This window comes from Catenuloplanes atrovinosus (assembly GCF_031458235.1).
Classification (GTDB): Bacteria; Actinomycetota; Actinomycetes; order Mycobacteriales; family Micromonosporaceae; genus Catenuloplanes; species Catenuloplanes atrovinosus.
Genome location: NZ_JAVDYB010000001.1, coordinates 7,054,775 through 7,077,738, shown reverse-complemented (window position 1 = coordinate 7,077,738; position 22,964 = coordinate 7,054,775). Strand labels below are relative to the sequence as shown.

Genomic DNA, 22,964 nt, shown 5'->3' with positions numbered 1-22,964 from the left:
GATCGCGTTCCGTGTTGTGCGTCCGCGCGGTTTGGGCCACGATCAGCGATGCTTCCCCCGCCCATCACCCGGAACGAGTAGCGGTGACCCATAACAGTGAGGTCGGGACATGAACGTCCCGCCCGCGACGCGGGGTCTGCCCCGCGACGGCGCCATGCCCGTCGTGGCCGGGCGTCTCCGTGTGCTCCTCATCGAGGACGACGAGGGGGACGCGTTCCTGGTGGGCGAGCTGCTCGCCGAGGCGAACGCGGCCGTGGACCTGCAGGTCGCGCGCAGTCTCACCGAGGCGCAGGACCGGATCGCCCGGGTCGACTGCGTGCTGCTGGACCTCGGCCTGCCGGACGCGCAGGGCCTGGACGGGCTTCGCCGCGTGCTGACCATGGCCGGCCGGGCGGCGGTGTGCGTGCTCACCGGCCGCCAGGACGAGCACCTCGGCGTCGACGCGGTCGCCGAGGGCGCACAGGACTACCTGGTCAAGGGCCAGGTCGACGGCGTGCTGCTGACCCGGGCGCTGCGCTACGCGGTCGAGCGCAAACGCGCCGACGAGAACGCGCTGCGCCTGCGCGAGGCCGAGCTGCGCCAGGCCGAGTCCGCCCGCCTTGAGCGCGGCCTGCTGCCCCAGCCGCTGCTGCGGGACACCAAGCAGGCGGCCGTGCACATGTTCTACCGGCCGGGCCGCAGCCGGGGCCTGATCGGCGGCGACTTCTACGACGTGGTGCAGACCGCGGAGGGCCACCTCCAGCTGATCGTGGGCGACGTCTGCGGTCACGGCGTGGACGAGGCCGCGCTCGGCGTGGAGCTCCGGGTGGCCTGGCGCGCGCTGGTGGTGGCCGGCGTGCCGGACGACGAGATCCTGCCGGCGCTGGAGCAGGTGCTGATGAGCGAGCGCCGGCTGCCGGAGATCTTCACCACGGTCGCGGCGATCAAGCTGGACCTGGACGCGAACCGGGCCACCGTCCGCCTCGCCGGGCACCCGCAGCCGCTGCTGCTGGCGGGTGGCGAGGTGAACCCGATCCCGGCGCCGAACGGGCTGCTGCTCGGCGTGAGCCCGCGGCCGGTCCGCAAGTTCGAGGTCGACTTCCCGTCGGAGGACTGGTCGATCCTGATGTACACGGACGGCCTGATCGAGGGGCACGTCGGCGACGGCGCCGAGCGGCTGGACGTCTCCGGCCTGTGCCGTCTGCTCGCCGAGCCGCCGGCCACCGGCATCCCGCTCGCCGAACTGCCGCCGTGGCTGGTCGGGCGCGCGGAGGAGTTGAACGGCGGCGCGCTCGCCGACGACGTCGCCATGCTGTTGATCTCGAGGGGGAGGGGTCGCTGATGGCGGCCGGCAGGAACTGGACGCTGCGGCAGCGGACCATCGGGCTGACGCTCGTGGTGGCGGTGATCCTCGGCGCGCTGGCCGTGGTCGCCGCGATCACCGCGGCCGAGAGCCGGGAAGGGCTGCGCACGCTGCTGGACCGCACCGGGCCGATGCGGGTGGCCGGTCAGACCCTGCAGAGTGCGCTGCTCGACCAGGAGACGGCGGTGCGCGGCTTCGTGCTCACCGGCGACGACGAGGATCTCGAGCCGTACCGGAAGGGCCAGCAGAACGAGGAGCGGCTGATCGGCGAGATCAGCGGGCTGCTCGGTGACAGCGCCGAGGACCAGGCGGTACGCCAGCAGCTGGAGGCGGTCAAGGCCGGCTCCGGGCAGTGGCGGGCCACGATCGCGGAGCCGGTGATAACGGCGGTCCGCGCGGGCGACCGCGGCCGGGCGCAGGAGATCATCGACCAGGGCAGCCGGCAGCGGTTCGACGTGCTCCGCGCGGACGTGACCAAGCTCCAGGACGACATCCTCACGGTGCGGAACGTCTTCGCGGCGCAGACCCAGACCAACAGCAACCTGCTCATCTTCCTGCTCGTGCTGGCCGCCGCCGTGATCGTGCTGGCCGGCGCCGCGCTGCTGATCCTGCTGGAACGCTTCGTGATCAAACCGGTCACCGACCTCGCGGCCGAGGTACGGCTGGTCGCGGCCGGCGACTACCGGCACGAGATCTCCGGCTCCGGCTCGCCCGAACTGGCCGCGCTGGCCGCGGACGTGGACGGCATGCGCCGCAAGATCGCCGACGACCTGGCGGAGGTGATCGCCGCGCGCGCCGCGATCGAGGCCACCAACCGGCGGCTCGAGGAGCAGCACGAGGAGCTCACCCGGTCCAACCGCGACCTGGAGCAGTTCGCCTACGTCGCCTCGCACGACCTCCAGGAGCCGCTGCGCAAGGTGGCCAGCTTCTGCCAGCTCCTTCAGCGGCGGTACGGCGGCAAGCTGGACGAACGCGCCGACCAGTACATCTACTTCGCGGTCGACGGTGCGCAGCGCATGCAGCGCCTGATCAACGACCTGCTGGCCTTCTCCCGGATCGGCCGGATCACGTCCGGCTTCACCGACGTCGACCTCAACAAGGTGATGGAGGAGGTCAGCGGTCAGCTCGACGCGGCCCGCGAGTACGCGGACGGTGAGATCGTCTACGGCGACCTGCCCACCATCCGCGGCGAGGAGGCACTGCTCACCAACCTGCTCGCCAACCTGGTCAACAACGCGCTCAAGTTCCGCAAACCGGACGTGCCGCCGCGCGTGGAGATCAAGTCCCGCCAGGCCGGCGACCAGTGGGAGATCAGCTGCGAGGACAACGGCATCGGCATCGAGGCCGAGTTCGCGGACAAGGTCTTCGTGATCTTCCAGCGGCTGCACGCCAAGGACGCCTACCCCGGCACCGGAATCGGCCTGGCCATCGCCAAGAAGATCGTCGAGTACCATGGTGGCCGGATTTGGATCGATTCGGACTACAGTGGGGGCACCGCGATCAGGTTCACGCTCCCGGTGATCGCCTCCGAGGCGGCCGAACTGCCCTCTGACCAGGGCACCCCGCAGCTCCAGGAGGAGACCGCATGACCGCGCCGGCCGATGGCAAGAGTCCGATCGAGGTGCTCCTCGTCGAGGACGATCCCGGCGACGTGCTCATGACACAGGAGGCGTTCGACGAGCACAAGCTGCGCAATCGGCTCACGGTCGTGTCCGACGGCGCCGAGGCGCTGGCCTACCTCCGCCAGGAGGGCAAGTACGAGAACGCGGTGCTGCCCGACCTGATCCTGCTCGACCTCAACCTCCCCCGGCGGGACGGCCGCGAGGTGCTCGAGGAGATCAAGGCGGACGACAAGCTGCGCCGCATCCCGGTCGTCATCCTCACCACGTCCCAGGCCGACGAGGACATCCTGCGCAGCTACCAGCTGCACGCGAACGCGTACGTGACGAAGCCGGTCGACTTCGACCGGTTCATCGCGGTGGTCCGGCAGATCGACGAGTTCTTCGTCAGCGTCGTGAAGCTGCCGCCGCGGCCTTGAGCGAGCTGATCGAGCAGGTCGGCGACCTCGTCCGCGAGGCCGCCCAGACCGTCGTGCTCCCGCTGTTCAAGAAGCTCGACGCGTCCGACGTGCACGAGAAGGCGCCCGGCGACCTGGTCACCATCGCGGATCAGCGCTCCGAGAAGCTGCTCACCGAGGGCCTGCTGCGCCTGCTGCCCGGCTCCACCGTGGTCGGCGAGGAGAGCGTGGCGGAGGATCCCGGCCTGCTCCGCCGGATCTGCGAGACCGGGCCGGTCTGGCTCGTCGACCCGCTGGACGGCACCGGCAACTTCACGTTCGGGCGTACCCCGTTCGCGGTGATGGCCGCGCTCATCCAGGACGGCGATCTCTGCGCCGGCTGGATTCTGGACGTCACCCGGGACCGGATGGCCGTGGCCGAGCGCGGCTCCGGCGCCTGGCTCGACGGCGCGCGCGTCACCACCCGCGCCGACCCGGTGCCGGCCACCGCGCTGCGCGGCGCGGTGATGATGAAGTACCTGCCCGAGGAGATGGCGGCGGAGATCGCCGCTCGCGCCGGGAACGTCGCCGCGATCCTGCCCAGCCAGCACTGCGCGGGCGCGGAGTACCCGGACGTGGTCAGCGGCGCGCAGGACTTCGTCCTGTTCTGGAAGACGCTGCCCTGGGACCACGCGCCGGGCGTGCTCTTCACCCGCGAGGCCGGCGGCGTCGCACGCCGCCTCGACGGCACCGAGTTCCAGGTCACGGACCCGCGGAAGGGCCTGCTGGTCGCGGCCAACCCGGACATCTGGGCGGACGTCCGCCAGGCCCTGCTGGGCAGCCGTTTCTAGAAGCCTCCGGCGGAGGCTCGGCGCTCACTCCACCGGCACGGGCCGGTCTCGATGGAGGCCGGGCTTCCCGCCGGTCTCGTCGCCGGTCAGCGGCGGGAGAGGATGACCAGGGGGTTGCCGTCCGGGTCGGTGGCACGGGCCATGCGCTCGCCCCACGGCTGGTCGGCCGGCTCCTCGGTGATGGTGACGCCGTGCGCGCGCAGGTGGGTGACGGCCGCGTCGCAGTCGTCGGCGTAGACGCACAGGTCGACGTGGCGCCGGTCGGCCGGGGCCGTGTCGCTCGCGGCGAGACCCAGCTCGGAACCGGCGCCGAGCCGCAGCCCGACGTAGGCGGGTGGACCGTCGTCCGGGAACCGGTAGGTCTGGGCGGCGCCGAGCAGGTCGCGGTAGAAGTGCAGCATCTCGGGCAGCCGGGTGGTGCTGAGGATCGGATAGATCTCCTGGAACACGATGTCCCCCGTACGCGCGGAATGTGCCCCGACCTGCGTAACTCTAGATGCGCCGGCGCCCGTTTCCCGTCTACGGAGGGGGTGGTTGCGCGCCATGAGGTGGATTCTCGCGATGATCGCGCTCCTCGGTGGACTGCCACCGGCGGCGGCCGACCGGCCGGTTCGCGGGGTCGCCGAGGTGGCCGTGACGCGTCCGGCGGCGGGCGCGCGGGAGCCGGACCGGGCCGACGACGAGGGCGGGACGCGGACGCTGCGGACCGCGCTGGAGCAGGCGGCGAAGGCGCACCTGGACGCGCAGGCGCGGCTGGAGGCGTCCCGGAAACGGCAGTCGGAGCTGGCGCTGCGGCTCAAGCGGGCCGAGACGGACATCGCGGCGCTCACCGCGCGGGTCGGCGTGGTGGCGCGCGAGGCGTACCGGCGGGGGCGGATCACCGGGCCGATGCTGCTGCTGGCCGCGCGCGACCGGGCCGAGTTCCTGCGGCGCACCGCGGGCCTGGAGACGATCGCGGCGCTGGACGACGCGCGGCTGCGGGACCTGCGCGCCGCGCGTGCCGAGGCGCGCCGGGCCCGGGCCGCGATCGACGACGAGGTACGCGAGCAGGCGCGCCAGGTGGAGATCCAGGCCGCGCGGCGCAGGGACGCGGAGCGCGCGCTGGCGGCGGCCGGTGGTGGTGCGCCGGGCGGGTTCGTCGACGCAGACTCGCCCGCGGCGGAGCCGGCACCGCGCACCGCGGGCGGGGCGTGGCCGGACGAGTCGTGCACGGTGGCGGATCCGACCACGCGCGGCTGCGTGACGCCGCGCACGCTGCACGCGATGCGGCAGGCGCGGGCGGACGGCTTCCGGCGGTTCGTGTCCTGCTACCGGCCGAGCGGCGGCGGCGAGCATCCGCGCGGGCGGGCGTGTGACTTCGCGGCCGCGCGGGACGGCTTCGAGGACGTGAACGCGTCCGGCGACGACCGGGAGTACGGCGACCGGCTGGCCGCGTACCTGGTGCACAACGCGGACGAACTGGGCGTGCTGTACGTGATCTGGTACCGGCAGATCTGGATGCCGGGCAACGGCTGGCGGTCGTACAGCGGGCGCGGCTCGCCGTCCGCGACACACACGAACCACGTGCATCTGTCGCTGTACTGACCGGCACTCAGGCGGCCCGTGTTTACTTGCCGGGTGGACGATCGCCCCGAAGCCGTAGAAGACCACCCCAAAGCCCTGCCCAACGGACTCGCCGCCACGCTGGTCTTCGCCTCCAGCGGCGCGGTGCTGGTCCTGGAGATCGTCGCGCAGCGGCTGATCGGGCCGTACGTCGGGCTCACGCTGCAGACCACCAGCTCGGTGATCGCGATGGCGCTGGCCGCGATCGCGTACGGCGCGTGGGCCGGCGGCTGGCTGGCCGACCGCCGGGACCCGCGCTCGATGCTGGCCCCGGCGCTGGTGCTGGCTGGCATCGCCACCGCGCTCACGTTCCCGCTGATCCGGTACGCCGGCGAGATCCTGCGCGGCAACGCGGCGGTCGGCGTGCTGGCGCTGACCGCGCTGGCCGTGGTGGTCCCGGCCGCGCTGCTCTCCGCGATCACGCCGATGGTGGTGAAGCTCCAGCTGTCCGACCTGCGCCGGACCGGGCAGGTGGTCGGCCGGCTCTCCGGCATCGGCACGCTGGGCGGCATCACGGCCACGCTCGGCACCGGTTTCGTGCTGGTCGCGACGCTGCCCAGCCGGGTGATCATGCTGAGCCTGGCGGTGCTGCTGGGCGTCGGCGGGCTCGCGCTCGGGTGGTACCTGCGCCGGCTGGACGCGGCCGGCACGCCCAAGGCGCGGGTGATCGCCGCGGTGGCCGGGCTGGTCGGGGCCGGACTGACCGCGATCGCGCCGACGCCGTGCGACGTGGAGACCGCCTACAGCTGCGCCGCCGTGGTGGCGGACGCGAACCGGGAGGGCGGGCGCACGCTGGTGCTGAACGCGGGCGACCACTCCTACGTGGACCTGGACGACCCGCGGCACCTGGAGTTCGAGTACGTCCAGTGGATCGCGGCCGTCTCCGACGTGGCCGCGCCGGCCGGCGCGCCGGTGACCGCGCTGCACGTCGGCGGCGGTGGCTTCACGCTGCCGCGCTATCTGGCCGCGGCGCGCCCGGGCAGCATGCAGACCGTGCTGGAGCTGGACGGGAAGCTGGTCGACCTGGACCGCGCGGAGCTGGGCCTGCGCACCGGCCCGGAGCTGCGCGTGGTGGTCGGCGACGCGCGGGTCTCCCTGGCCGAGCAGCCGGCCGGGCAGGCGGATCTGGTGGTCGGCGACGCGTTCGGCGACCTGGTGGTGCCGTGGCACCTGGCGACGCGGGAGATGGCGGTGCGGGTGCGTGACGCGATGAAGGGCGACGCGATCTACGCGCAGAACGTCATCGACTACCCGCCGCTGCACTTCATCCGCGCGGAGACCGCGACCGTGCAGGACGTGTTCCCGCACGTGGCGCTGATCGGGCCGCCGTCCGGGCTGGCCGGCGAGGAGGGCGCCAACTTCGTGATCGTGGCCTCGGCCGTGCCGCTCCCGCTGGCCGAGATCCGGGCGCGGATGGCGCAGACCGTGCCCGGGCCGGTGACCATGCTGGACGGGCCGGAGCTGACCGGGTTCGTGGACGGCGCGCGGGTGCTGACCGACGACTACGCGCCGGTCGATCAATTGCTCACCCGGTAGTCGCGCTGTCCATCCGTACCGTGTGCTGGTCTGTCAGGTCGTCGCCGCGAACGCCTGGACCTGTTTCGGGGTGCCGGCCACGATCAGCTTGCTGCCGGCCGGCACCAGCGTCTGCGCCTCGGCGAAGATGAAACTGCCGTCCGGCGGCCGGACCGCGATCACCGTGATGCCGTGGCGCCGGCGCAGCGCGATGTCGGCGAGCGTGCGCCCCGCGGTCTCCTGCGGCGCGCGCACCTTCGCGATCGCGAAGCCCTCGTCGAACTCGATGAAGTCGATCATCTTGCTGGTGATCAGGTGCGCCACGCGGTCGCCCATGACCGCCTCGGGATAGATCACGTGGTTCGCGCCGACCGCGGACAGGATCTTGCCGTGCTTCGCGGAGATCGCCTTGGCCCAGATCTCGGTGATGCCGATCTCGGTCAGCGCCAGCACGGTGAGCACGCTGGCCTCGATGTCGGTGCCGATGCCGACCACCGCGCGCTGGAACTCGTGCACGCCGAGCTGGCGGAGCGCGTCGTTGTCGGTGGAGTCGGCCTGGACGACGTGGGTCAGCCGGTCCGCCCACTGCTGGACGATCTTGGGACTCTCGTCGATGCCCAGCACCTCGTGGCCGAGGCGCAGCAGCGAGTCGGCGACCTGCCCGCCGAACCGGCCGAGCCCGATGACCACCACGTTGTCATCGAGGTTGGTTCTGCCGTTGCTAGCCAACGATGGGTCTCTCCTCGGGGTAGCGGTAGAGCCGCTGGCGGCTGTTCAGGGCGATCGCGGAGCCGACGGCGATGGTGCCGACCCGCCCCACGTACATCAGGATGACGAGCACGACCTGCCCGCTCTCCGGCAGGGTCGGTGTGATGCCGGTGGAGAGGCCGACCGTGGCGAACGCGGACGTCGCCTCGAATATCGCACGGTCCAGCGTGATGTCGCGGTCCACGAAGAGCAGCGCGAGCGTGCCGAAGCCGACCAGCGCGACGCCGAGCAGCGCCACGGTCATCGCCTGCCGCTGGGTGGTCTCCGCGATCCGCCGGCGGCCGATCACCACGTCCGGCTCGCCCCGGATCTCGGCCAGGATCACGAACGCGAGCAGGAAGAACGTGGTCAGCTTGATGCCGCCGGAGGTGGAGCCGCTGCCGCCGCCGATGAACATCAGCGCGGTGCTGATGGTCAGCGTCTCCTGGTGCATGGCGCCGAAGTCGACGCTGTTGAAGCCGCCGGACCGGGTCATCACGTCCTGGGTGAACGCGGCCAGCACCTTGTCCGACCAGCTCAGCGGCCCGAAGGTGTCCGGGTTGTTCCACTCGAAGGCCAGCACCAGCACGAAGCCGAGGACGCCGAGCACTATCGAGCCCCACACGGTCAGCCGGGTGTGCGTGGACCACTTCGGGGGCTTGCGCCACTCGCGGGCCAGCTCGAAGATCACCGGGAAGCCGATGCTGCCGAGCATCACGCCCAGCGCCAGCGGCAGGCAGATCCAGTCGTCGCCGACGAACCGCATCAGGCTGTCCGGGTAGAGCGCGAAGCCGCCGTTGTTGAACGCCTGGATCGAGTGGAAGACGCCCTCCCACGCGGCGCGGCCGGGGGAGTAGCCGTAGCCGAGCCAGAAGCGCAGCCCGACCACCAGCGCGATCACCGCCTCGCAGACGACCGAGACGGCCGCGATCCGCAGCACCACGCGGCGGATGTCCGCGGTCTCCAGGCTGCGGCTCTCGGTCTGCGCCATCAGGCGCCCGCGCAGGCCGAGCCGCTGCGAGATGAGCACGCCGAGCAGCGTGGCCATCACCATGATGCCGAGACCGCCGATCTGGGTCAGCACGGTGATCAGGCCGAGGCCGAACGGCGACCAGTAGGTGCCGGTGTCCACCACGGCCAGGCCGGTCACGCAGACCGCCGACGTGGCGGTGAACAGGGCCGTGACGAACGGCGCGAAGCCCGGGTCGGCGCGCGCGACGGGCAGCATCATCAGCGCCGTCCCGATTACGACCAGAGCCAGGAACGCCGCGGGCACGATGCGGGCGGGGTGCTGAAGATGACGACGCATGACGGGGGCTTGTCTATCACCCGGCCGCAACGAGGGCTACTTGACACTCTCGCGCGGTTCACGTCAGGGTCGCCGATACTTCGCCTGATGTCGATTGGATGCGATTATGCGACGTCGTACGGTGACAACCTCCCTCGGCCTGGCCGGTCTCGCGCTGGCCGCCGCCCCCTCTTCCCCCGCGTCCGCCTCCCCGGGTGGCTCCGCGAAACCGCTGGTCATCGCGCACCGCGGCGCCAGCGGATACCGGCCCGAGCACACGCTGGAGGCCTACCGCCTGGCCATCCGGATGGGTGCCGACTTCATCGAGCCCGACCTGGTGTCGACGCGCGACGGCGTGCTCGTCGCCCGGCACGAGAACGAGATCTCCGGGACCACCGACGTGGCCGCGCGCCCGGAGTTCGCCGGCCGCCGGACCACCAAGACCATCGACGGTACGGCCGTGACCGGCTGGTTCACCGAGGACTTCACGCTGGCGGAGCTGAAGACGCTGCGCGCGAAGGAGCGGCTGCCCGCCGTGCGGGTGACCAACACCGCGTTCGACGGCCGGTTCGAGATCCCCACCTTCCAGGAGGTCATCGACCTGGCCAAGGCGGAGTCGCGGCGGCGGGGCCGGACCATCGGCGTCTACCCGGAGACGAAGCACCCCACGTACTTCCAGTCGATCGGGCTGGCGCTGGAGGAGCCGCTGGTGCGGGTGCTGCGCGCCAACCGGCTGGTCTCCAAGCGGGACGCGGTGATCATCCAGTCCTTCGAGACGGCGAACCTGCGCAAGCTGAGCCGCCTCACCGACGTGCGGCTCGCGCAGCTGATGGACGCGGCGGGCCGGCCGTACGACTTCACCGTGGCCGGTGACGCCCGCACGTACGCGGATCTGGCCACCGCCGCCGGCCTGAAGTGGGTCAGCGGGTACGCGGACGGCGTCGGCGCGAACAAGAACCTGATCGTGCCGCGCGACGCGTCCGGCAAGCTGCTGACCCCGACGACCCTGGTCCGCGACGCGCACCGGCTCGGCCTGGTCGTGCACGCGTGGACGTTCCGGGCGGAGAACCAGTTCCTGCCGGCCGACTTCCGGATCGGCGCGGACCCGAACGCGCGCGGCGACATCATCGCGGAGTACGAGCTGTTCTACTCGCTCGGGCTGGACGGCGTCTTCTCCGACCACCCGGACACCGCGGTGGCCGCGCGCGCCGGACTCTGACCGGGGTTGTCCACAGGCCGCCCGCGCCGGCCGGTCCCCGGTGGTAGACAGGTCGGGTGGCTGAGGTCAGGGAGCGGGCGGAAGCGGTCCTGCGGCGGCTGGCGGGCGAGCGCGCCCGCCTCCGCGAGGACCAGTGGCGGGCGATCGAGGCGCTGGTCGTGGGGCATCAACGGGTGCTCTGCGTCCAGCGCACCGGCTGGGGCAAGTCCGCGGTCTACTTCGTGGCCACCGCGCTGCTGCGCGAGGCCGGCGCCGGCCCCACCGTGATCGTCTCGCCGCTGCTGGCGCTGATGCGCAACCAGGTCGACGCCGCGGCCCGGGCCGGCATCCACGCCCGCACGATCAACTCCGCCAACCTGGAGGAGTGGGACGAGATCACCGCGGAGGTCGCGTCCGGCGCGGTCGACGTGCTGCTGATCAGCCCGGAGCGGCTCAACAACCCCGACTTCCGGGACACCGTGCTGCCCCGGCTCGCGGCCACCACCGGCCTGCTCGTGGTGGACGAGGCGCACTGCGTCTCCGACTGGGGCCACGACTTCCGGCCGGACTACCGGCGGCTGCGCACGTTCCTGGCCGGGCTGCCCGCGGACACGCCGGTGCTGGCCACCACCGCCACGGCCAACGCGCGCGTCACCGCGGACGTGGCCGATCAGCTCGGCGCCGGCGCGCTGGTGCTGCGCGGCTCGCTCGACCGGGCGTCGCTGCGGCTCGCCGTGCACCGCCTGCCGTCCGCCGCGCACCGGCTGGCCTGGCTCGCCGACCACCTGGACGCGCTGCCCGGCTCCGGCATCGTCTACACGCTGACCGTGGCGGCCGCGACCGAGACCGCGGAGTTCCTGCGCTCCCGCGGCTTCGCGGTGGCGTCCTACTCCGGCCAGACGGAGGACGCGGAGCGCCGTGCCGCCGAGCAGGACCTGCTGGACAACAAGATCAAGGCGTTGATCGCCACGTCCGCGCTCGGCATGGGCTTCGACAAGCCCGACCTCGGCTTCGTCGTGCACCTGGGCGCGCCGCCGTCCCCCATCGCGTACTACCAGCAGGTCGGCCGCGCCGGCCGGGCCGTCGACCACGCCGAGGTGCTGCTGCTCCCCGGCCCGGAGGACGCGGCCATCTGGCGGTACTTCGCCTCGCTGGCGTTCCCGCCGGAGGAGCAGGTCCGGGCCGTGCTGGCCGCGCTCTCCGACCGGCCGATCTCGGTGCCCGCGCTGGAGCCCCGCGTCGACCTGCGCCGCGGCCGGCTGGAGCTGATGCTCAAGGTGCTGGACGTGGACGGCGCGGTCCGCCGGGTCCGGGGCGGCTGGATCGCGACCGGCGAGCCGTGGACGTACGACGCACCCCGGCTGCGCCGGGTGGCCGAGGCCCGCGAGGCCGAGCAGCGCGCCATGCGGGAGTACGGCGCGATGACCACCGGCTGCCGCATGCTCTTCCTCCGCGAGCGCCTGGACGACGCGGAGGCGGCGCCGTGCGGCCGCTGCGACCTGTGCGCCGGCCCGGTGCTCCCGGCGGACGTCTCCGAGCCGGCGCTCGCGGCGGCGCGGGCGTTCCTCGGCCGGCCCGGCATCGATCTCCCGCCGAAGGCGATGTGGCCGACCGGGCTGGAGTCGGTCGGCGTCCCGCTCAAGGGCCGCATCCCGGCCGGTGACCAGGCCGCGCCCGGGCGCGCGGTGGGCCGCCTCTCGGACCTCGGCTGGGGCGAGCGGCTGCGCGCGGTGCTGGCGGACACGGCCCCCGACGGCCCGCTCCCGGACGACCTGCTCGCGGCGGTGGTCGAGGTGCTGAAGGACTGGGCGCACGGCCCCGAGCGGTGGGAGGCGCGGCCGGTGGGCGTGGTGCCGATCCTCTCCCGCCGCCGGCCGGTGCTGACCCGGAGCCTGGCGGAGCGGATCGGCACGGTGGGCCGGCTGCCGGTGCTCGGCACGATCACCCGCGCGGACGACGGCGGTGCGGAGCCGTCCCGGACCAACAGCGCTCAGCGCGTCCGGCTGCTGCACGCCGCGTTCACGCTGGACGGCGACGTGTCCGCGGCGTCCGGCCCGGTGCTGCTGGTCGACGACCTGGTCGACTCGGGCTGGACGATGACGCTCGCCGCGCGGGTGCTGCGCCGGGCCGGGGCGCCGGCCGTGCTGCCGCTGGCACTGGGCGTGGCCGGCTGAGCGGGCGGCTCCGGCGGGCCGGCGGCGGACAGGAGATCGAGCTTGCGTCGGGCCTCGGCGCCGGACGGCGTGTAGACCACGAGCCGGAGGTCCGCCCCCTGGACGGTGAGCACGTTGGAGTCGAGGTCGATGTCGCCGACGCCGGGATGCCCGATCGTCTTCCGCGCGCCCCGGTGGTCGCCCACCGATCGGCGTTCCCACAGCTCACGGAACCGGTCACCGCGGCACAGCCGGGCCAGCAGCGCCTCGACGGCGGGGTCGTGCGGATACCGGCTGGTGGTGGCGCGCAGGTCCGCGACCAGTGACTCCTCGAACGAGGCTCGTTCCGCCGGGGTCTGCCGGGTCTGGGCCGGCCGTCGCTCGAACTGCACGATCAGCGCGTTGCGCCCGTCCTCGTCCTGCGCGGCGGGGTCGCCGAAGGTCGCGGCGAACAGCGCGTTCCAGTGCAGGAGCTGCCAGGTGGCGTCGCACACCGCCACCGGGCCTGCGCCGAGCTGCTCCACGATCCGGTGCACGCTCGCGGGCACGTGCCGCGGTCGCCGTCATGGGCCGCGACCGCAGCTACGACATCACCGGTGCCCGTACCGACCTCGGCTACCGGCCGGCCGTGACGCTCGCGGCCGGGCTGGCGGAGTTCTAGTCGACGACCCGGCCGTACCCGTGCACGGGCTGGTAGCCCACGGCGTCGATCCGGACGTTCTCGCCGACGCTGGGTGCGTGGATCATCTTGCCGGCGCCGACGTAGAGGGCCACGTGGCTGATGCCGCCGTAGTAGAAGACGAGGTCGCCGGGGCGGAGATCATCGCGCCCGATCCGGCGCACGGTGCGCCACTGGCGGGCGGCGTTGTGCGGCAGCCGGGCCCCGGCGCGCTCCCAGGCGGCCATGGTCAGGCCGGAGCAGTCGTACGAGCCCGGCCCGTCCGCGCCCCACCGGTACGGCTTGCCCAGCTGGGAGTAGGCGAACCGGATGGCGTCGCCGGCCAGGCCCGAGGGCGGGGGTGGGGGAGCGAGGTCGAGCGGGCGGACCCGTTCGCCGGAGGCGAGGCGCAGGTGGTGCAGGCGGTCGATCTCCTTCTCGATCTCCCGCTTGCGCAGCGTCAGCTCGACCTGCTGCTCGCGCTGCTTCTCGGCCAGCGTCTCGGCCTCCCGCTCCATCGCGGCGTACCGTGCCCGGGACTCGGCGAGATCTTCGAGCGCGCGGTGCTGGTCGCGGGCCAGCACGTCCAGCGTGAGCAGGCGCTCGACCATGTCCGAGCCGCCGCCGGCGGCGATCATCACGGCGCGGGCGTTGCCGGACGACCGGTACGCGGCGGCGGCCAGCGCGCCGATCCGCTCCTGCCGCTCCACCATGGCGAACTCGACCGGTGCCTTCTCCGCGCCGATCTCCCGCCGGCGCCGTTCCGTGTCGGCCAGGTCCTCGCGGAGCGCGTTGTGCTCCTCGATCACCACTTCCAGCTCGTGCGCCGCGGCCGCGAGCCGTTGCCGCAGCTCCTGCACGGACGGGGGTGCATCCGGGTCGGCACCGGCCGGGACGGCGGACGCGCCGATCAGGACCGCGGCGATCAATGCGACCCGGCCGGCTCGCGTGATGGCGGAGGAGAGCACACCGGATCAACGAGGCTCCCGGCCCGGGAGGCGCGTATACCACCGGGGGGTATAGTCGGATCGATCGAGCCCGAGGGAGTGTGCGCTATGTCCGTCACCAACACCTACGCCGTCACGGGAATGACCTGCGCGCACTGCGTGCAGGCGGTCACCGGCGAGCTCACCCAGCTGCCGGGCGTGCACGAGGTGAGCGTCGACCTGCCGACCGGCACCGTGACCGTCACCAGCGACGGCCCGCTCCCCATCGACGAGGTCCGCACGGCCGTGGACGAGGCGGGCTACGAGCTGGCCTCGGCCGATGCCTGACGCCGGGTCCGAGACCGGCACCGCCCCGGAGGTCGAAACCGGCGCCGCGCCGGACGAGCGCACCTCGATGCGCCTGCTCGGCGTGGTCGGCGGCGTGGTGCTGGCCGTGCTCGCCGGGTTCGGCCTGGGCCGGATCACCTCCGGCGGCTCCGCCGAGCCCGCGCCGCTGCCGGCCGCGACCGGGGCGAACGCGGTGCACACGGACGCGCCCGGCGTGGCGCCGCACTCGCACGGCGGCGCCAGCGGCGGCACCGGCGTCACGGCCGGCGGCGCGGCCGGTGGCAACCCGGCCGCGGGCGACGTCGGCGGCCTGGTGGTCGGTTCCGCGGACTTCCGGCTGGTGCCGGCCGAGACCGCGTTCCCGGCGCCGTCCCCGCGGGCGCCGTTCCGGTTCGTCATACAGACCGCGGACGGCACGCCGGTGACCGACTTCGCCGTGGTGCACGACAAGCGCCTGCACCTGATCGTGGTGCGCCGCGACCTGTCCGGATACCAGCACCTGCACCCGGAGCTGGCGCCGGACGGCACCTGGAGCACCGAGCTGGCGCTGCCCACCGCGGGCACGTGGCGCGTCTTCGCCGACTTCACGGCCACCACCGCGGCCGGCGCGCAGGTCGCCGGCACGCTCGGCGTGGATCTCTCGGTCGGCGGCGACTACGCGGCGGTGCCGCTGCCCGCGCCCGCGCCGGCGGCCACCGCCGGCGGGTTCGAGGTGGAGCTGGCCGGCACGCCCATGCTCGGCTCGGTTCAGCCGATGATCTTCACGGTACGGCGGAACGGCGCGCTCGTGCGGCCGGAGCCGTACCTGGGCGCCAACGGGCATCTGGTGGTGCTGCGCGAGGGCGACCTCGGCTACGTCCACGTGCACCCGGAGGACCGGCTCACCGTGGACGGCGCCGTGAAGTTCTGGCTGGCCGCGCCGAGTAAGGGCCGCTACCGCGCGTTCTTCGACTTCCAGGTGGACGGCGTGGTGCACACCGCGGCGTACACGATCACGATCGGCTGAGCAGCTTCTCCAGCGCGGGCTCGATCCGGAACTCCCCGGTCAGCGCCGTGTACTCCGCGCGCGCGGCCTCGGTCGGTGCGGCGCCGGTGCGGCGCGCGCGGATCAGCAGGTTGCGCGGCGTGTGCGCGGAGTCGATGAACTCCACCACCTCGACGCGGTAGCCGTGCAGCCGCAGCAGCGCGGCCCGGACCGTGTCGGTGAGCACGTCCGCGAAGCGCTCGCGCAGGATGCCGTGCCGGCCCAGCCCCTCGAACGGCGCCGCGGGCGGTGCCTTCCGCAGCTGCGTGGCCAGGTCGTGGTGGCAGCACGGCGCGGCGAGCACCCAGCGCGCCTGCCAGGTGACCGCGCGGGCCAGCGCCTCGTCCGTGGCGGTGTCGCAGGCGTGCAGCGCGAGCACCACGTCGGCGCCGTCGACGTCCGCGTCCAGGATGGTGCCGGCCACGAACCGGACCTCGCCGGCGCAGCCGAGCCGCTCGGCCAGCGCGGTGTTGCGTACCCGCTGGTCCTCGCGCACGTCCACGCCGACCACGTCCAGCGCCACGCCCCGCCCGGCGAGGTATCGGTAGGCGGCGAACGTCAGGTACGCGTTGCCGCAGCCGAGGTCGACCACGCGCAGGCGGCCGGGCAGCTCGTCGGGGAGCGTGGCGGCCAGCGCGCGGAGGAACGCGTCCACCTGACGGCGCTTGGCCGCGCCGCCGCCGATCTCCGCGAACAGCGGGTCGTCCGGCGCGAGCAGATGCTCCTTCACCCGGTCGTGCGAGGCCGGCGCCGCCCCGGCGGTCTCCGGCAGCGCGCGGTGGATCTGCGCCTCGCCCTTCTTGGTCACCCGGAGCTGCACGGTGCCGGCCGTCGACTCGACGTGCCAGTTGCCGAACGGCTCGGCCAGCAGCTCGTCCACCGCGGACGAGGCCTCCGTGCCGAAGGCGACGTTCCGGGTGAACGGCCGGGTGCCGTCGTTCGTGACGATCTGGAGCTTGGGCCCGCCCTTGAGCGACACCGGCCGCAGCTCGGCCCGGACCACGGACGGCGTCTGCCCCCGGCGGCGCCCGGCGGCCACCGCGCGGGTCAGGTCGGGGCGCAGCAGCAGGTCACGCACCTCGGCGAGGGCGGCGGAAAGCGGTTCGGGCATCCCACAAGCTTAGAGCCTGTATCGACGTGGGATGCCGGGCCGCGGCGTGGCCCAGGCGCCGCCCGGCCGCACGTCGATACAGGCTCTGGGCCGTTCGCCACGGACGGCCGCGGCACGTGATCTTGGCTTACGCTGCCTGCCATGGCAGACACCGTCTTCACCCCGGAAGTGGTGGCGCAGATCATGCGCCACATGAACGACGACCACGCCGACGACAACGTGCTGATCGTGCGCGGTCTCGGCGGTCAGCCGGAGGCCACCACCGCGGCGCGCATGTCCGGGATGGACGCGGACGGCATGGACTTCACGGCGATCGTGGACGGTGCCGAGGTGCCGGTCCGGATTCCGTTCTCCGAGCGGCTGACCGAGCGTCGGCAGGTGCGCGGCGAGGCGGCCCGGATGTACCACGAGGCCTGCGCTGTGCTGGGCGTCACACCGCGTTCCTGAGCCGCGAGACAGTCGAAACGGGCGTCGAAACGGTCGATCTAATCGATGCCCCAGGCTCCCTTAAAACTTCCCTAAAGGTCCATCGAAATCCTCCGGTGAATAGCCGGAAACCGTTGAACCCCCACGCCGCCCCACCCCGTAGGACCGAGCGAGGCGGCACGCCTCGACAACCTCCGGAGCCTCGCCGGACCGTCCTCGCTCGGGCGGCCCGGCAGGGCTAGAGCGAACAAGGCTCACCGGTACGCCCGCGACGAGCGACGCAGGCTATCGGCCGTACGAATCTGCGAAGGGTTGGGTTCAGGCGGATGGCACCGAGCTGGGACAACGAGAAGACTGGCTGGCGCAACTGGCGTCGTTACAAGGTCCCCGGCATGATCGCCGTGGGCGCGATCACGCTGCTCGGCGGCGGTCTGGGCGTGGCGATGGCCGGCACCGGATCGTCGGACGCGAGCGGGCAGACCATCACCTGCCCGACCGTGGCGGACAAGCTACCCGCCATCCCGGCCAGCGCGCAGGCCGAGGTGGACCGCAACCTGGCGCTGCTGGAGACGCAGCTTCAGGAGGCGAACAACCGCCTGGCCACGTCGGCCGGCGAGGGCGGCCCGAACTTCGTGCAGAACGCGATCCTCGGCCCGCTGGCCGACAAGCGGGCCGCCACGATCGACCGGATCGCGATCTCGATCGGCCGCACCGCGGAGAAGCCGACCAACCTGGGCGGTCTCGCGGAGTGCTCGCTGGGCGCGGGTGGCGAGGACGAGAACGCGGGCGGCGAGGACGAGAACGCCGGTGGCGAGGACGAGAACGCCGGCGGCGGCGAGGAGGCGGGCGGCGGCGCGGCGGCCGGTGCGATCTCCTGCCCCGACGTGGCCGGTGAGCTGCCGGAGATCCCGGCGCAGGCGCAGGACGAGGTCACCCGCAACCTGGAGCTGCTGGACACGCAGATCGCGGAGGCCAACCAGCGCCTGGTGGACACGGTCGGCCAGGGCGGCGCGAACTTCGTGCAGAACGCCATCCTCGGCCCGCTGGAGGACAAGCGCGTCGCCACGATCAACCGGATCGCCACCGCGATCGGCCGTAACGCCGAGCGCCCGGACCTGGACGTCGCGACGCTCGCGCCGTGCGAGCTGAACGAGGACGAGGTCCCGGTCGCGGACCCGGTCGAGGGCGGTAACGGCAACGCGGGCGGCGGCGACGCCGGCGCCGGCTTCACCCAGCTGGTGATCAACGAGGCGAACGACGGCGGCTCGGACGGCGCCATCGCCTGCCCGACCGTGGCGGACCAGCTTCCGGCCATCCCGAACCAGGCGCTGGCCGAGGTGGAGAGCAACCTGGCGCAGCTGGAGAAGCAGATCCAGGAGGCGGAGACCCGGCTGGCGAACTCGGCCGGCGAGGGCGGCCCGAACTTCGTGCAGAACGCGATCATCGGCCCGCTGGAGGACAAGCGGGTCGCCGCGATCAACCGGATCGCCACCGCGATCGGCCGGCACACGGACAAGCCGCAGCTGAACGTGGCCGGGCTCGCCCCCTGCTCGGAGGCCTGATCCACCGCACGGACCAGAGCCGCCCCTCCGCGAATTGCAGCGCGCGGAGGGGCGGCTCTCCGCGTTCACCAGGCGACGGCGCGGGCGTAGCTGTGGTTGCGCTCCTGGTACTCGCCGGTGATCTCGATCCGGCCCGGCTCCAGGCCGCGTGCCCGCAGCCCGCTGATCAGCTCCGGCAGCATCCGCTGCGTCTCGCGCTGCGCGCAGTGCAGCAGCACGATGTCGCCGTCCCGGACCGCACCCAGCACCGCGGCGCCGATCGCCGCCGCGGCCTGACCCGCGTTGTCCTCCGGGTTGTACGCCCACAGCACCGGCTCCACGCCGTACTCGCGGAACAGCCTGACCACGTCCTCGTTGGCGCTGCCGAACGGCGGCCGCCCGAGCATCGGCACCGCGCCGGTGTACCGGGTGATCGCGGCCTGGGTGCGCCCGAGCTCCACGGCCGCGTCCTTGAGCGGGATCGCGGCCAGGTCGGGATGGCTGTAGCTGTGGTTGCCGATCGCGTGCCCGGCCAGCGCGGCCCGGCTCGCGTACCGCCAGTCCGTCTCCACGCCGCCACCCACGAAGAAGAACGTGGCCCGCGCCTGCGCCTCGGCCAGGATGTTGAGCACCACCCCGGTCCCCGCGCTCGGCCCGTCGTCGAAGGTGAGCGCGACGTACCCGCGGATCACCGGACGTGTGGCCGCCACGGCGAGCGCGCCCGGGCGTACCGTGGGCACGAAGCCGTTGGCGGTGAGGGTGAGCCCCATCGCCTGCCGATCCATCGGTACACCCACCCTTCACCGTCCGTGGCGCGCGCGAGAGGTCCGTCTCTCGCGGGTGCGAGGCCATCCGTGGCTCGCAGGTCCCAGGATCGGCGGGGGGCCCGCCACCCTGAGATCAAAACCCAAGATCAAGCCCAGGCCGCGGTACGGGTACGGGTACGGGTTCGATCGTGCGGCCACGGACCGGACCCGGCAGCGAGCCGGCTGCCGCCCCGACCGCCCACCCCTGAGCGGAGTAGACACTGCGGCCCGCGGGGGCATGCGAAGGTGCCCCGCCGGAAGCGGGAAATCGTGAATGGCGGCCTTCGCCGCCGCGGACCAGAAAAGGCGGACCCCCGTCGCCGGGAATCCGCCTTCTAGGTCGATCTCGTGAGGTCAGTCCTCGACGACGTCGCCGCTCTCGGCGCCCTCGCCGCCGGCACCCCGGCCGCCACGTCCGCCGCGACGACGCCGCCGGCGCTTGGGCCGGTCGTCCTCGTCGCCCGCCGCCTCCGCGGGACCGCTGTCCGACGTCTCCACGGCGTCGGGCGTCTCCGCGCCCACCGCGGCGCCCTCGCCGGAGATCGCCTCGCCGGCGCGCCGACGGCGGCGGCGCGGCTTCGCGGGGGCGTCACCGTCCGCGCTCTCGGTCACGGCCGGGGCCTCGCCGCCGTCGCCGACCGGCTCGGTGCGCCGGGTCCGCTTGCGGGTGCGCGGCGTGCGCTGTGCCGGGGCCGACCGCTCGCCGCCGCGGCTCTCGCCGCGCCGGCCGCGCCGGGAACGCCCGCCGCCCAGGTCTTCCTCCTCCTCGGCGGAGAGGCCGGCCCGGGTGCGCTCCGCGGACGGCAGCGCCGCCGCGACGTTCTCCGGGATGTCCAGGTCCGTGAAGAGATAGGTGGAGGTGTGGTACGTCTCCGGCGGCTCCGGCATGTCCAGCCCGATCGACTTGTCGATCAGGCGCCAGCGCGGCATGTCCTCCCAGTCCACGAACGTGACCGCGACGCCGGTGGCGCCGGCCCGGCCGGTGCGGCCGATGCGGTGCGTATACGTGTCCGGGTCCTCCGGGCAGTCGTAGTTGATCACGTGGGTGACGCCGGAGACGTCGAGCCCGCGGGCCGCGACGTCGGTGGCGACCAGCACGTCGATCTTGCCGGCCCGGAACGCCCGCAGCGCCCGCTCGCGCGCGCCCTGCCCGAGGTCGCCGTGGACCGCCGCCACCGCGAAGCCGCGGAAGTCGAGGTCCTCGGAGAGCCGGTCGGCGGCGCGCTTGGTCCGCGTGAAGATCATCGTGAGACCCCGGCCGCGCGCCTGGAGGATGCGGGCCACCATCTCGATCTTGTTCATCGGGTGCGTCCGGTACGCCACCTGGAGCGTCTGCGGCGACGGCCCGGTCTCCACCGTGTGGCCCGCGTGCACGGTCACCGGATGCCGCAGGAAGCGGCGGGCGAGCGTGACGATCGGGTCCGGCATGGTCGCGGAGAACAGCATGGTCTGCCGGTCCTCCGGCAGCATGGCGAGGATCTTCTCCACGTCGTCCAGGAAGCCGAGGTCGAGCATGCGGTCGGCCTCGTCCAGCACCAGCGCGCGGATCCGGTCGAGGCGCAGCTTCTTCTGCTTCGCCAGGTCCATCAGGCGGCCGGGCGTGCCGACCAGGATCTCCACGCCGGCGCGCAGCGCGTCGGTCTGGGACTCGTAGGCGACGCCGCCGTAGATCGGCAGCACCCGCACGCCGCGGGTCCTGCCGGCCATCGCCAGGTCCTTCGCGACCTGGAGGCCCAGCTCGCGGGTCGGCACCACGACCAGCGCCTGCGGGACGCCGTCGCCGCCCTCGCCGGGCGCGAACACGCGGTCGACCAGCGGGAGGCCGAACGCGAACGTCTTGCCGGTGCCGGTCGGTGCCTGGCCGATCATGTCGGAGCCGCGCAGCGCGATGGGCAGCGCGTACTCCTGGATGGCGAACGCGCGCTCGATGCCGGCGGCGGCCAGCGCGGCGACGGTCTCGTCGCGCACGCCGAGCTCGGCGAAGGTGGGTTTGTCGTCGGCGGCCGGGACTCGGGTGGGAGCGTTCTCCTGCTCTTCGATGTCGTTCATAAAGTTTTGGGGGTGCCCTCTCGTGGTGCGCCCCGCGTCGTTTCGAGGGCGCGTGTGGGTCGAGGCGCGGGCCGCGCGCGGTCGTCGAGAGACGTCCGCGGGCCCGCACGCCGTCGCAGGGCTTGGGTTCATCGGCCGACGTCAGTCTCGCTGTCCGGGCTGCGTCGCGGCGATGAAATCGATACCTGCGCCTGATCTGCTGCCAGCATACCCGACCAGCATGAACGGCACCTCAGGTGGAATATCTCGATTCGGCTGGGGTGCCGGTTAGTGGCGTGCGTCACACGGAGGTTGTGCGCCGCTGGTCACGGCGGTTCGCTGCCGCGTTCAGCGTTGAGCGGTAGCCTGCGCTCGTGTCCGGTGACGATTCACGATCACAAGATCTTCGCGCCCCCGTGGTGGAGCTGCTCGGGCTGGTGGCGTTCGGCGAGCTGCTCGCGTTCGAGCGGATGGCGCGCGACGCCGCGCTCGCACCCGACCTGCGCCGGCGGGCGACGCTCGGCGAGATGGCGGCGGTGGAGGTGGACGGCTACCAGCGGGTGGCGGCCCGGCTCGCGGAGCACGGCGCCGACCCGGAGCGGGCGATGGCGCCGTACGTGCGCCCGGTCGAGGAGTACCACGACGCCACCGAGCCGAAGGACTGGCTGGAGGCACTGACCAAGGTCTACGTCGGCGACGGCATCGCGGACGACTTCCTGGCCGAGGTGGCGGCGCTGCTCGACGCGCCCGACGGCGACCTGGTGCGGCGGGTGCTCCACGACGGCCGGTACGCCGCGTTCGCCGAGGCGGAGCTGCGGGCCGCGATCGAGGAGGACCCCAAGGTCGCGAACCGGCTCTCCATGTGGGCCCGGCGGCTGGTCGGCGAGACGCTCTCGCACGCGCAGCGGGTGGCGGCCGAGCGCGCGCCGCTGACCGAGCTGATCGTCACCGGCACCGGGCACGAGGACGGCGTGCAGAAGCTCTTCCAGCGCCTGATGACGGCGCACACCGCGCGGATGGACGCGCTCGACCTCAACAACTGAGCCGCCGGGCCCAGCGGCCCGGCGGCTCGGTCACATCGTGTGCTCAGCGAGCGGTGAAGCCGACCGACCGCTGGCTGGCCTCTGCGATCTCCACGTACGCGACCTTCGTCACCGGGACAATGACCTTGCGGCCCTTCTCGTCGGTGAGGGTCAGGACACCGTCGCCGTTGATCGCCTCGGTCACGACCTTTTCGACCTCGTCCGGCGTCTGTCCGCTCTCCAGCACGAGCTCGCGCGGCGCGTACTGGACGCCGATCTTGACCTCCACGGGTCCTCCTCATGGGACGAAGATGTTCCGTTCCGAAGGCTAGCCGATCCGAGGCGCCGATCGGCAGCTCAACCGCCGTGCTCGCGCAGAGCT

21 protein-coding genes and 1 pseudogene are annotated in these 22,964 nt (G+C 73.1%); 13 read left to right on the top strand and 9 right to left on the bottom strand.

Features of this window, described 5'->3' with window-relative positions:
- Positions 1-154 precede the first annotated feature (154 nt).
- Genes J2S41_RS31560 through J2S41_RS31545 form a run of 4 tightly spaced genes read left to right on the top strand, consistent with a single transcriptional unit; the run spans position 155 to position 4,189 of the window.
- The gene (locus J2S41_RS31560; RefSeq protein WP_310376663.1) at positions 155-1,321 is read left to right on the top strand and encodes a PP2C family protein-serine/threonine phosphatase; all 1,167 of its coding nucleotides are present in this window, start codon (positions 155-157) and stop codon (positions 1,319-1,321) included.
- The gene (locus J2S41_RS31555; protein ID WP_310373415.1) at positions 1,321-2,931 is read left to right on the top strand and encodes a sensor histidine kinase; all 1,611 of its coding nucleotides are present in this window, start codon (positions 1,321-1,323) and stop codon (positions 2,929-2,931) included. The genes J2S41_RS31560 and J2S41_RS31555 overlap by 1 nt, the downstream gene beginning before the upstream one ends.
- On the top strand, positions 2,928-3,380 hold the full coding sequence (locus J2S41_RS31550) for a response regulator (protein ID WP_310373414.1): 453 nt from the start codon (positions 2,928-2,930) through the stop codon (positions 3,378-3,380). The genes J2S41_RS31555 and J2S41_RS31550 overlap by 4 nt, the downstream gene beginning before the upstream one ends.
- Before the next feature lie 5 nt (positions 3,381-3,385).
- Complete coding sequence (locus J2S41_RS31545) at positions 3,386-4,189, top strand: inositol monophosphatase family protein (RefSeq protein WP_310376661.1); 804 nt, start codon at positions 3,386-3,388, stop codon at positions 4,187-4,189.
- 86 nt (positions 4,190-4,275) lie between these two features.
- On the opposite strand, the gene J2S41_RS31540 is transcribed toward J2S41_RS31545, so the two are convergent.
- Positions 4,276-4,638, bottom strand: coding sequence for a VOC family protein (locus J2S41_RS31540; RefSeq protein ID WP_310373412.1), 363 nt, complete (start codon positions 4,636-4,638; stop codon positions 4,276-4,278).
- 94 nt (positions 4,639-4,732) lie between these two features.
- On the opposite strand from J2S41_RS31540, the gene J2S41_RS31535 reads away from it, so the two are divergent.
- A complete protein-coding gene (locus tag J2S41_RS31535; RefSeq protein ID WP_310373409.1) occupies positions 4,733-5,773 on the top strand; it encodes a VldE C-terminal domain-containing protein in 1,041 nt (346 codons plus the stop codon).
- 33 nt (positions 5,774-5,806) lie between these two features.
- The gene (locus J2S41_RS31530) at positions 5,807-7,327 is read left to right on the top strand and encodes a fused MFS/spermidine synthase (protein WP_310373407.1); all 1,521 of its coding nucleotides are present in this window, start codon (positions 5,807-5,809) and stop codon (positions 7,325-7,327) included.
- A gap of 33 nt (positions 7,328-7,360) precedes the next feature.
- Here J2S41_RS31530 and J2S41_RS31525 read toward each other — a convergent pair whose 3' ends face one another.
- Entirely contained in the window at positions 7,361-8,035 is a 675-nt protein-coding gene (locus J2S41_RS31525) for a potassium channel family protein (RefSeq protein ID WP_310373404.1), read from the bottom strand.
- On the bottom strand, positions 8,028-9,362 hold the full coding sequence (locus J2S41_RS31520) for a TrkH family potassium uptake protein (RefSeq protein ID WP_310373402.1): 1,335 nt from the start codon (positions 9,360-9,362) through the stop codon (positions 8,028-8,030). Before J2S41_RS31520 ends, J2S41_RS31525 begins: the two co-directional genes overlap by 8 nt.
- Before the next feature lie 106 nt (positions 9,363-9,468).
- Between J2S41_RS31520 and J2S41_RS31515 the strand changes: the two genes are divergently transcribed.
- Together J2S41_RS31515 and J2S41_RS31510 are read left to right on the top strand one after the other, a co-directional pair.
- A complete protein-coding gene (locus tag J2S41_RS31515; RefSeq protein WP_310373400.1) occupies positions 9,469-10,560 on the top strand; it encodes a glycerophosphodiester phosphodiesterase in 1,092 nt (363 codons plus the stop codon).
- A gap of 56 nt (positions 10,561-10,616) precedes the next feature.
- Entirely contained in the window at positions 10,617-12,713 is a 2,097-nt protein-coding gene (locus J2S41_RS31510) for a RecQ family ATP-dependent DNA helicase (RefSeq protein WP_310373398.1), read from the top strand.
- Between the two features lie 41 nt (positions 12,714-12,754).
- Here the strand turns inward: J2S41_RS31510 and J2S41_RS31505 are convergent.
- Both J2S41_RS31505 and J2S41_RS31500 read right to left on the bottom strand, forming a co-directional pair.
- Positions 12,755-13,228, bottom strand: a pseudogene (locus J2S41_RS31505) (MmyB family transcriptional regulator); the annotation flags it as partial.
- A 121-nt stretch (positions 13,229-13,349) separates the two neighbouring features.
- Complete coding sequence (locus tag J2S41_RS31500) at positions 13,350-14,318, bottom strand: C40 family peptidase (RefSeq protein ID WP_310373397.1); 969 nt, start codon at positions 14,316-14,318, stop codon at positions 13,350-13,352.
- Between the two features lie 87 nt (positions 14,319-14,405).
- On the opposite strand from J2S41_RS31500, the gene J2S41_RS31495 reads away from it, so the two are divergent.
- Positions 14,406-14,624, top strand: coding sequence for a heavy-metal-associated domain-containing protein (locus J2S41_RS31495; RefSeq protein ID WP_310373395.1), 219 nt, complete (start codon positions 14,406-14,408; stop codon positions 14,622-14,624).
- On the top strand, positions 14,617-15,630 hold the full coding sequence (locus tag J2S41_RS31490) for a DUF8832 domain-containing protein (protein ID WP_310373393.1): 1,014 nt from the start codon (positions 14,617-14,619) through the stop codon (positions 15,628-15,630). The genes J2S41_RS31495 and J2S41_RS31490 overlap by 8 nt, the downstream gene beginning before the upstream one ends.
- Here the strand turns inward: J2S41_RS31490 and J2S41_RS31485 are convergent.
- Positions 15,617-16,759, bottom strand: coding sequence for a class I SAM-dependent methyltransferase (locus tag J2S41_RS31485; protein ID WP_310373391.1), 1,143 nt, complete (start codon positions 16,757-16,759; stop codon positions 15,617-15,619). The genes J2S41_RS31490 and J2S41_RS31485 overlap by 14 nt on opposite strands.
- 141 nt (positions 16,760-16,900) lie before the next feature.
- Between J2S41_RS31485 and J2S41_RS31480 the strand changes: the two genes are divergently transcribed.
- Both J2S41_RS31480 and J2S41_RS31475 read left to right on the top strand, forming a co-directional pair.
- Positions 16,901-17,206 (top strand): DUF2470 domain-containing protein, encoded by a 306-nt coding sequence (locus tag J2S41_RS31480; RefSeq protein ID WP_310373389.1) that lies wholly within the window; start codon positions 16,901-16,903, stop codon positions 17,204-17,206.
- Between the two features lie 305 nt (positions 17,207-17,511).
- Positions 17,512-18,747, top strand: a complete 1,236-nt coding sequence (locus J2S41_RS31475; protein WP_310373387.1) for a hypothetical protein — start codon at positions 17,512-17,514, stop codon at positions 18,745-18,747.
- Between the two features lie 65 nt (positions 18,748-18,812).
- Here the strand turns inward: J2S41_RS31475 and J2S41_RS31470 are convergent, their stop codons facing one another.
- On the bottom strand, positions 18,813-19,511 hold the full coding sequence (locus J2S41_RS31470) for a polysaccharide deacetylase family protein (protein WP_310373385.1): 699 nt from the start codon (positions 19,509-19,511) through the stop codon (positions 18,813-18,815).
- Positions 19,512-19,886: 375 nt separating this feature from the next.
- Positions 19,887-21,581, bottom strand: a complete 1,695-nt coding sequence (locus J2S41_RS31465) for a DEAD/DEAH box helicase (RefSeq protein WP_310373384.1) — start codon at positions 21,579-21,581, stop codon at positions 19,887-19,889.
- Positions 21,582-21,934: 353 nt separating this feature from the next.
- On the opposite strand from J2S41_RS31465, the gene J2S41_RS31460 reads away from it, so the two are divergent.
- On the top strand, positions 21,935-22,603 hold the full coding sequence (locus J2S41_RS31460; RefSeq protein ID WP_310373382.1) for a ferritin-like fold-containing protein: 669 nt from the start codon (positions 21,935-21,937) through the stop codon (positions 22,601-22,603).
- A gap of 43 nt (positions 22,604-22,646) precedes the next feature.
- Here the strand turns inward: J2S41_RS31460 and J2S41_RS31455 are convergent, their stop codons facing one another.
- Entirely contained in the window at positions 22,647-22,871 is a 225-nt protein-coding gene (locus J2S41_RS31455) for a DUF3107 domain-containing protein (RefSeq protein WP_306837461.1), read from the bottom strand.
- Positions 22,872-22,964 lie beyond the last annotated feature (93 nt).

Coding starts and splice junctions, on each gene's coding strand:
- J2S41_RS31560 (WP_310376663.1), top strand. CDS start 155: ATGCCCGTCGTGGCCGGGCGTCTCCGTGTGCTCCTCATCGAGGACGAC.
- J2S41_RS31555 (WP_310373415.1), top strand. CDS start 1,321: ATGGCGGCCGGCAGGAACTGGACGCTGCGGCAGCGGACCATCGGGCTG.
- J2S41_RS31550 (WP_310373414.1), top strand. CDS start 2,928: ATGACCGCGCCGGCCGATGGCAAGAGTCCGATCGAGGTGCTCCTCGTC.
- J2S41_RS31535 (WP_310373409.1), top strand. CDS start 4,733: ATGAGGTGGATTCTCGCGATGATCGCGCTCCTCGGTGGACTGCCACCG.
- J2S41_RS31520 (WP_310373402.1), bottom strand. CDS start 9,362: ATGCGTCGTCATCTTCAGCACCCCGCCCGCATCGTGCCCGCGGCGTTC.
- J2S41_RS31515 (WP_310373400.1), top strand. CDS start 9,469: ATGCGACGTCGTACGGTGACAACCTCCCTCGGCCTGGCCGGTCTCGCG.
- J2S41_RS31495 (WP_310373395.1), top strand. CDS start 14,406: ATGTCCGTCACCAACACCTACGCCGTCACGGGAATGACCTGCGCGCAC.
- J2S41_RS31490 (WP_310373393.1), top strand. CDS start 14,617: ATGCCTGACGCCGGGTCCGAGACCGGCACCGCCCCGGAGGTCGAAACC.
- J2S41_RS31485 (WP_310373391.1), bottom strand. CDS start 16,759: ATGCCCGAACCGCTTTCCGCCGCCCTCGCCGAGGTGCGTGACCTGCTG.
- J2S41_RS31480 (WP_310373389.1), top strand. CDS start 16,901: ATGGCAGACACCGTCTTCACCCCGGAAGTGGTGGCGCAGATCATGCGC.
- J2S41_RS31475 (WP_310373387.1), top strand. CDS start 17,512: ATGGCACCGAGCTGGGACAACGAGAAGACTGGCTGGCGCAACTGGCGT.
- J2S41_RS31470 (WP_310373385.1), bottom strand. CDS start 19,511: ATGGATCGGCAGGCGATGGGGCTCACCCTCACCGCCAACGGCTTCGTG.
- J2S41_RS31465 (WP_310373384.1), bottom strand. CDS start 21,581: ATGAACGACATCGAAGAGCAGGAGAACGCTCCCACCCGAGTCCCGGCC.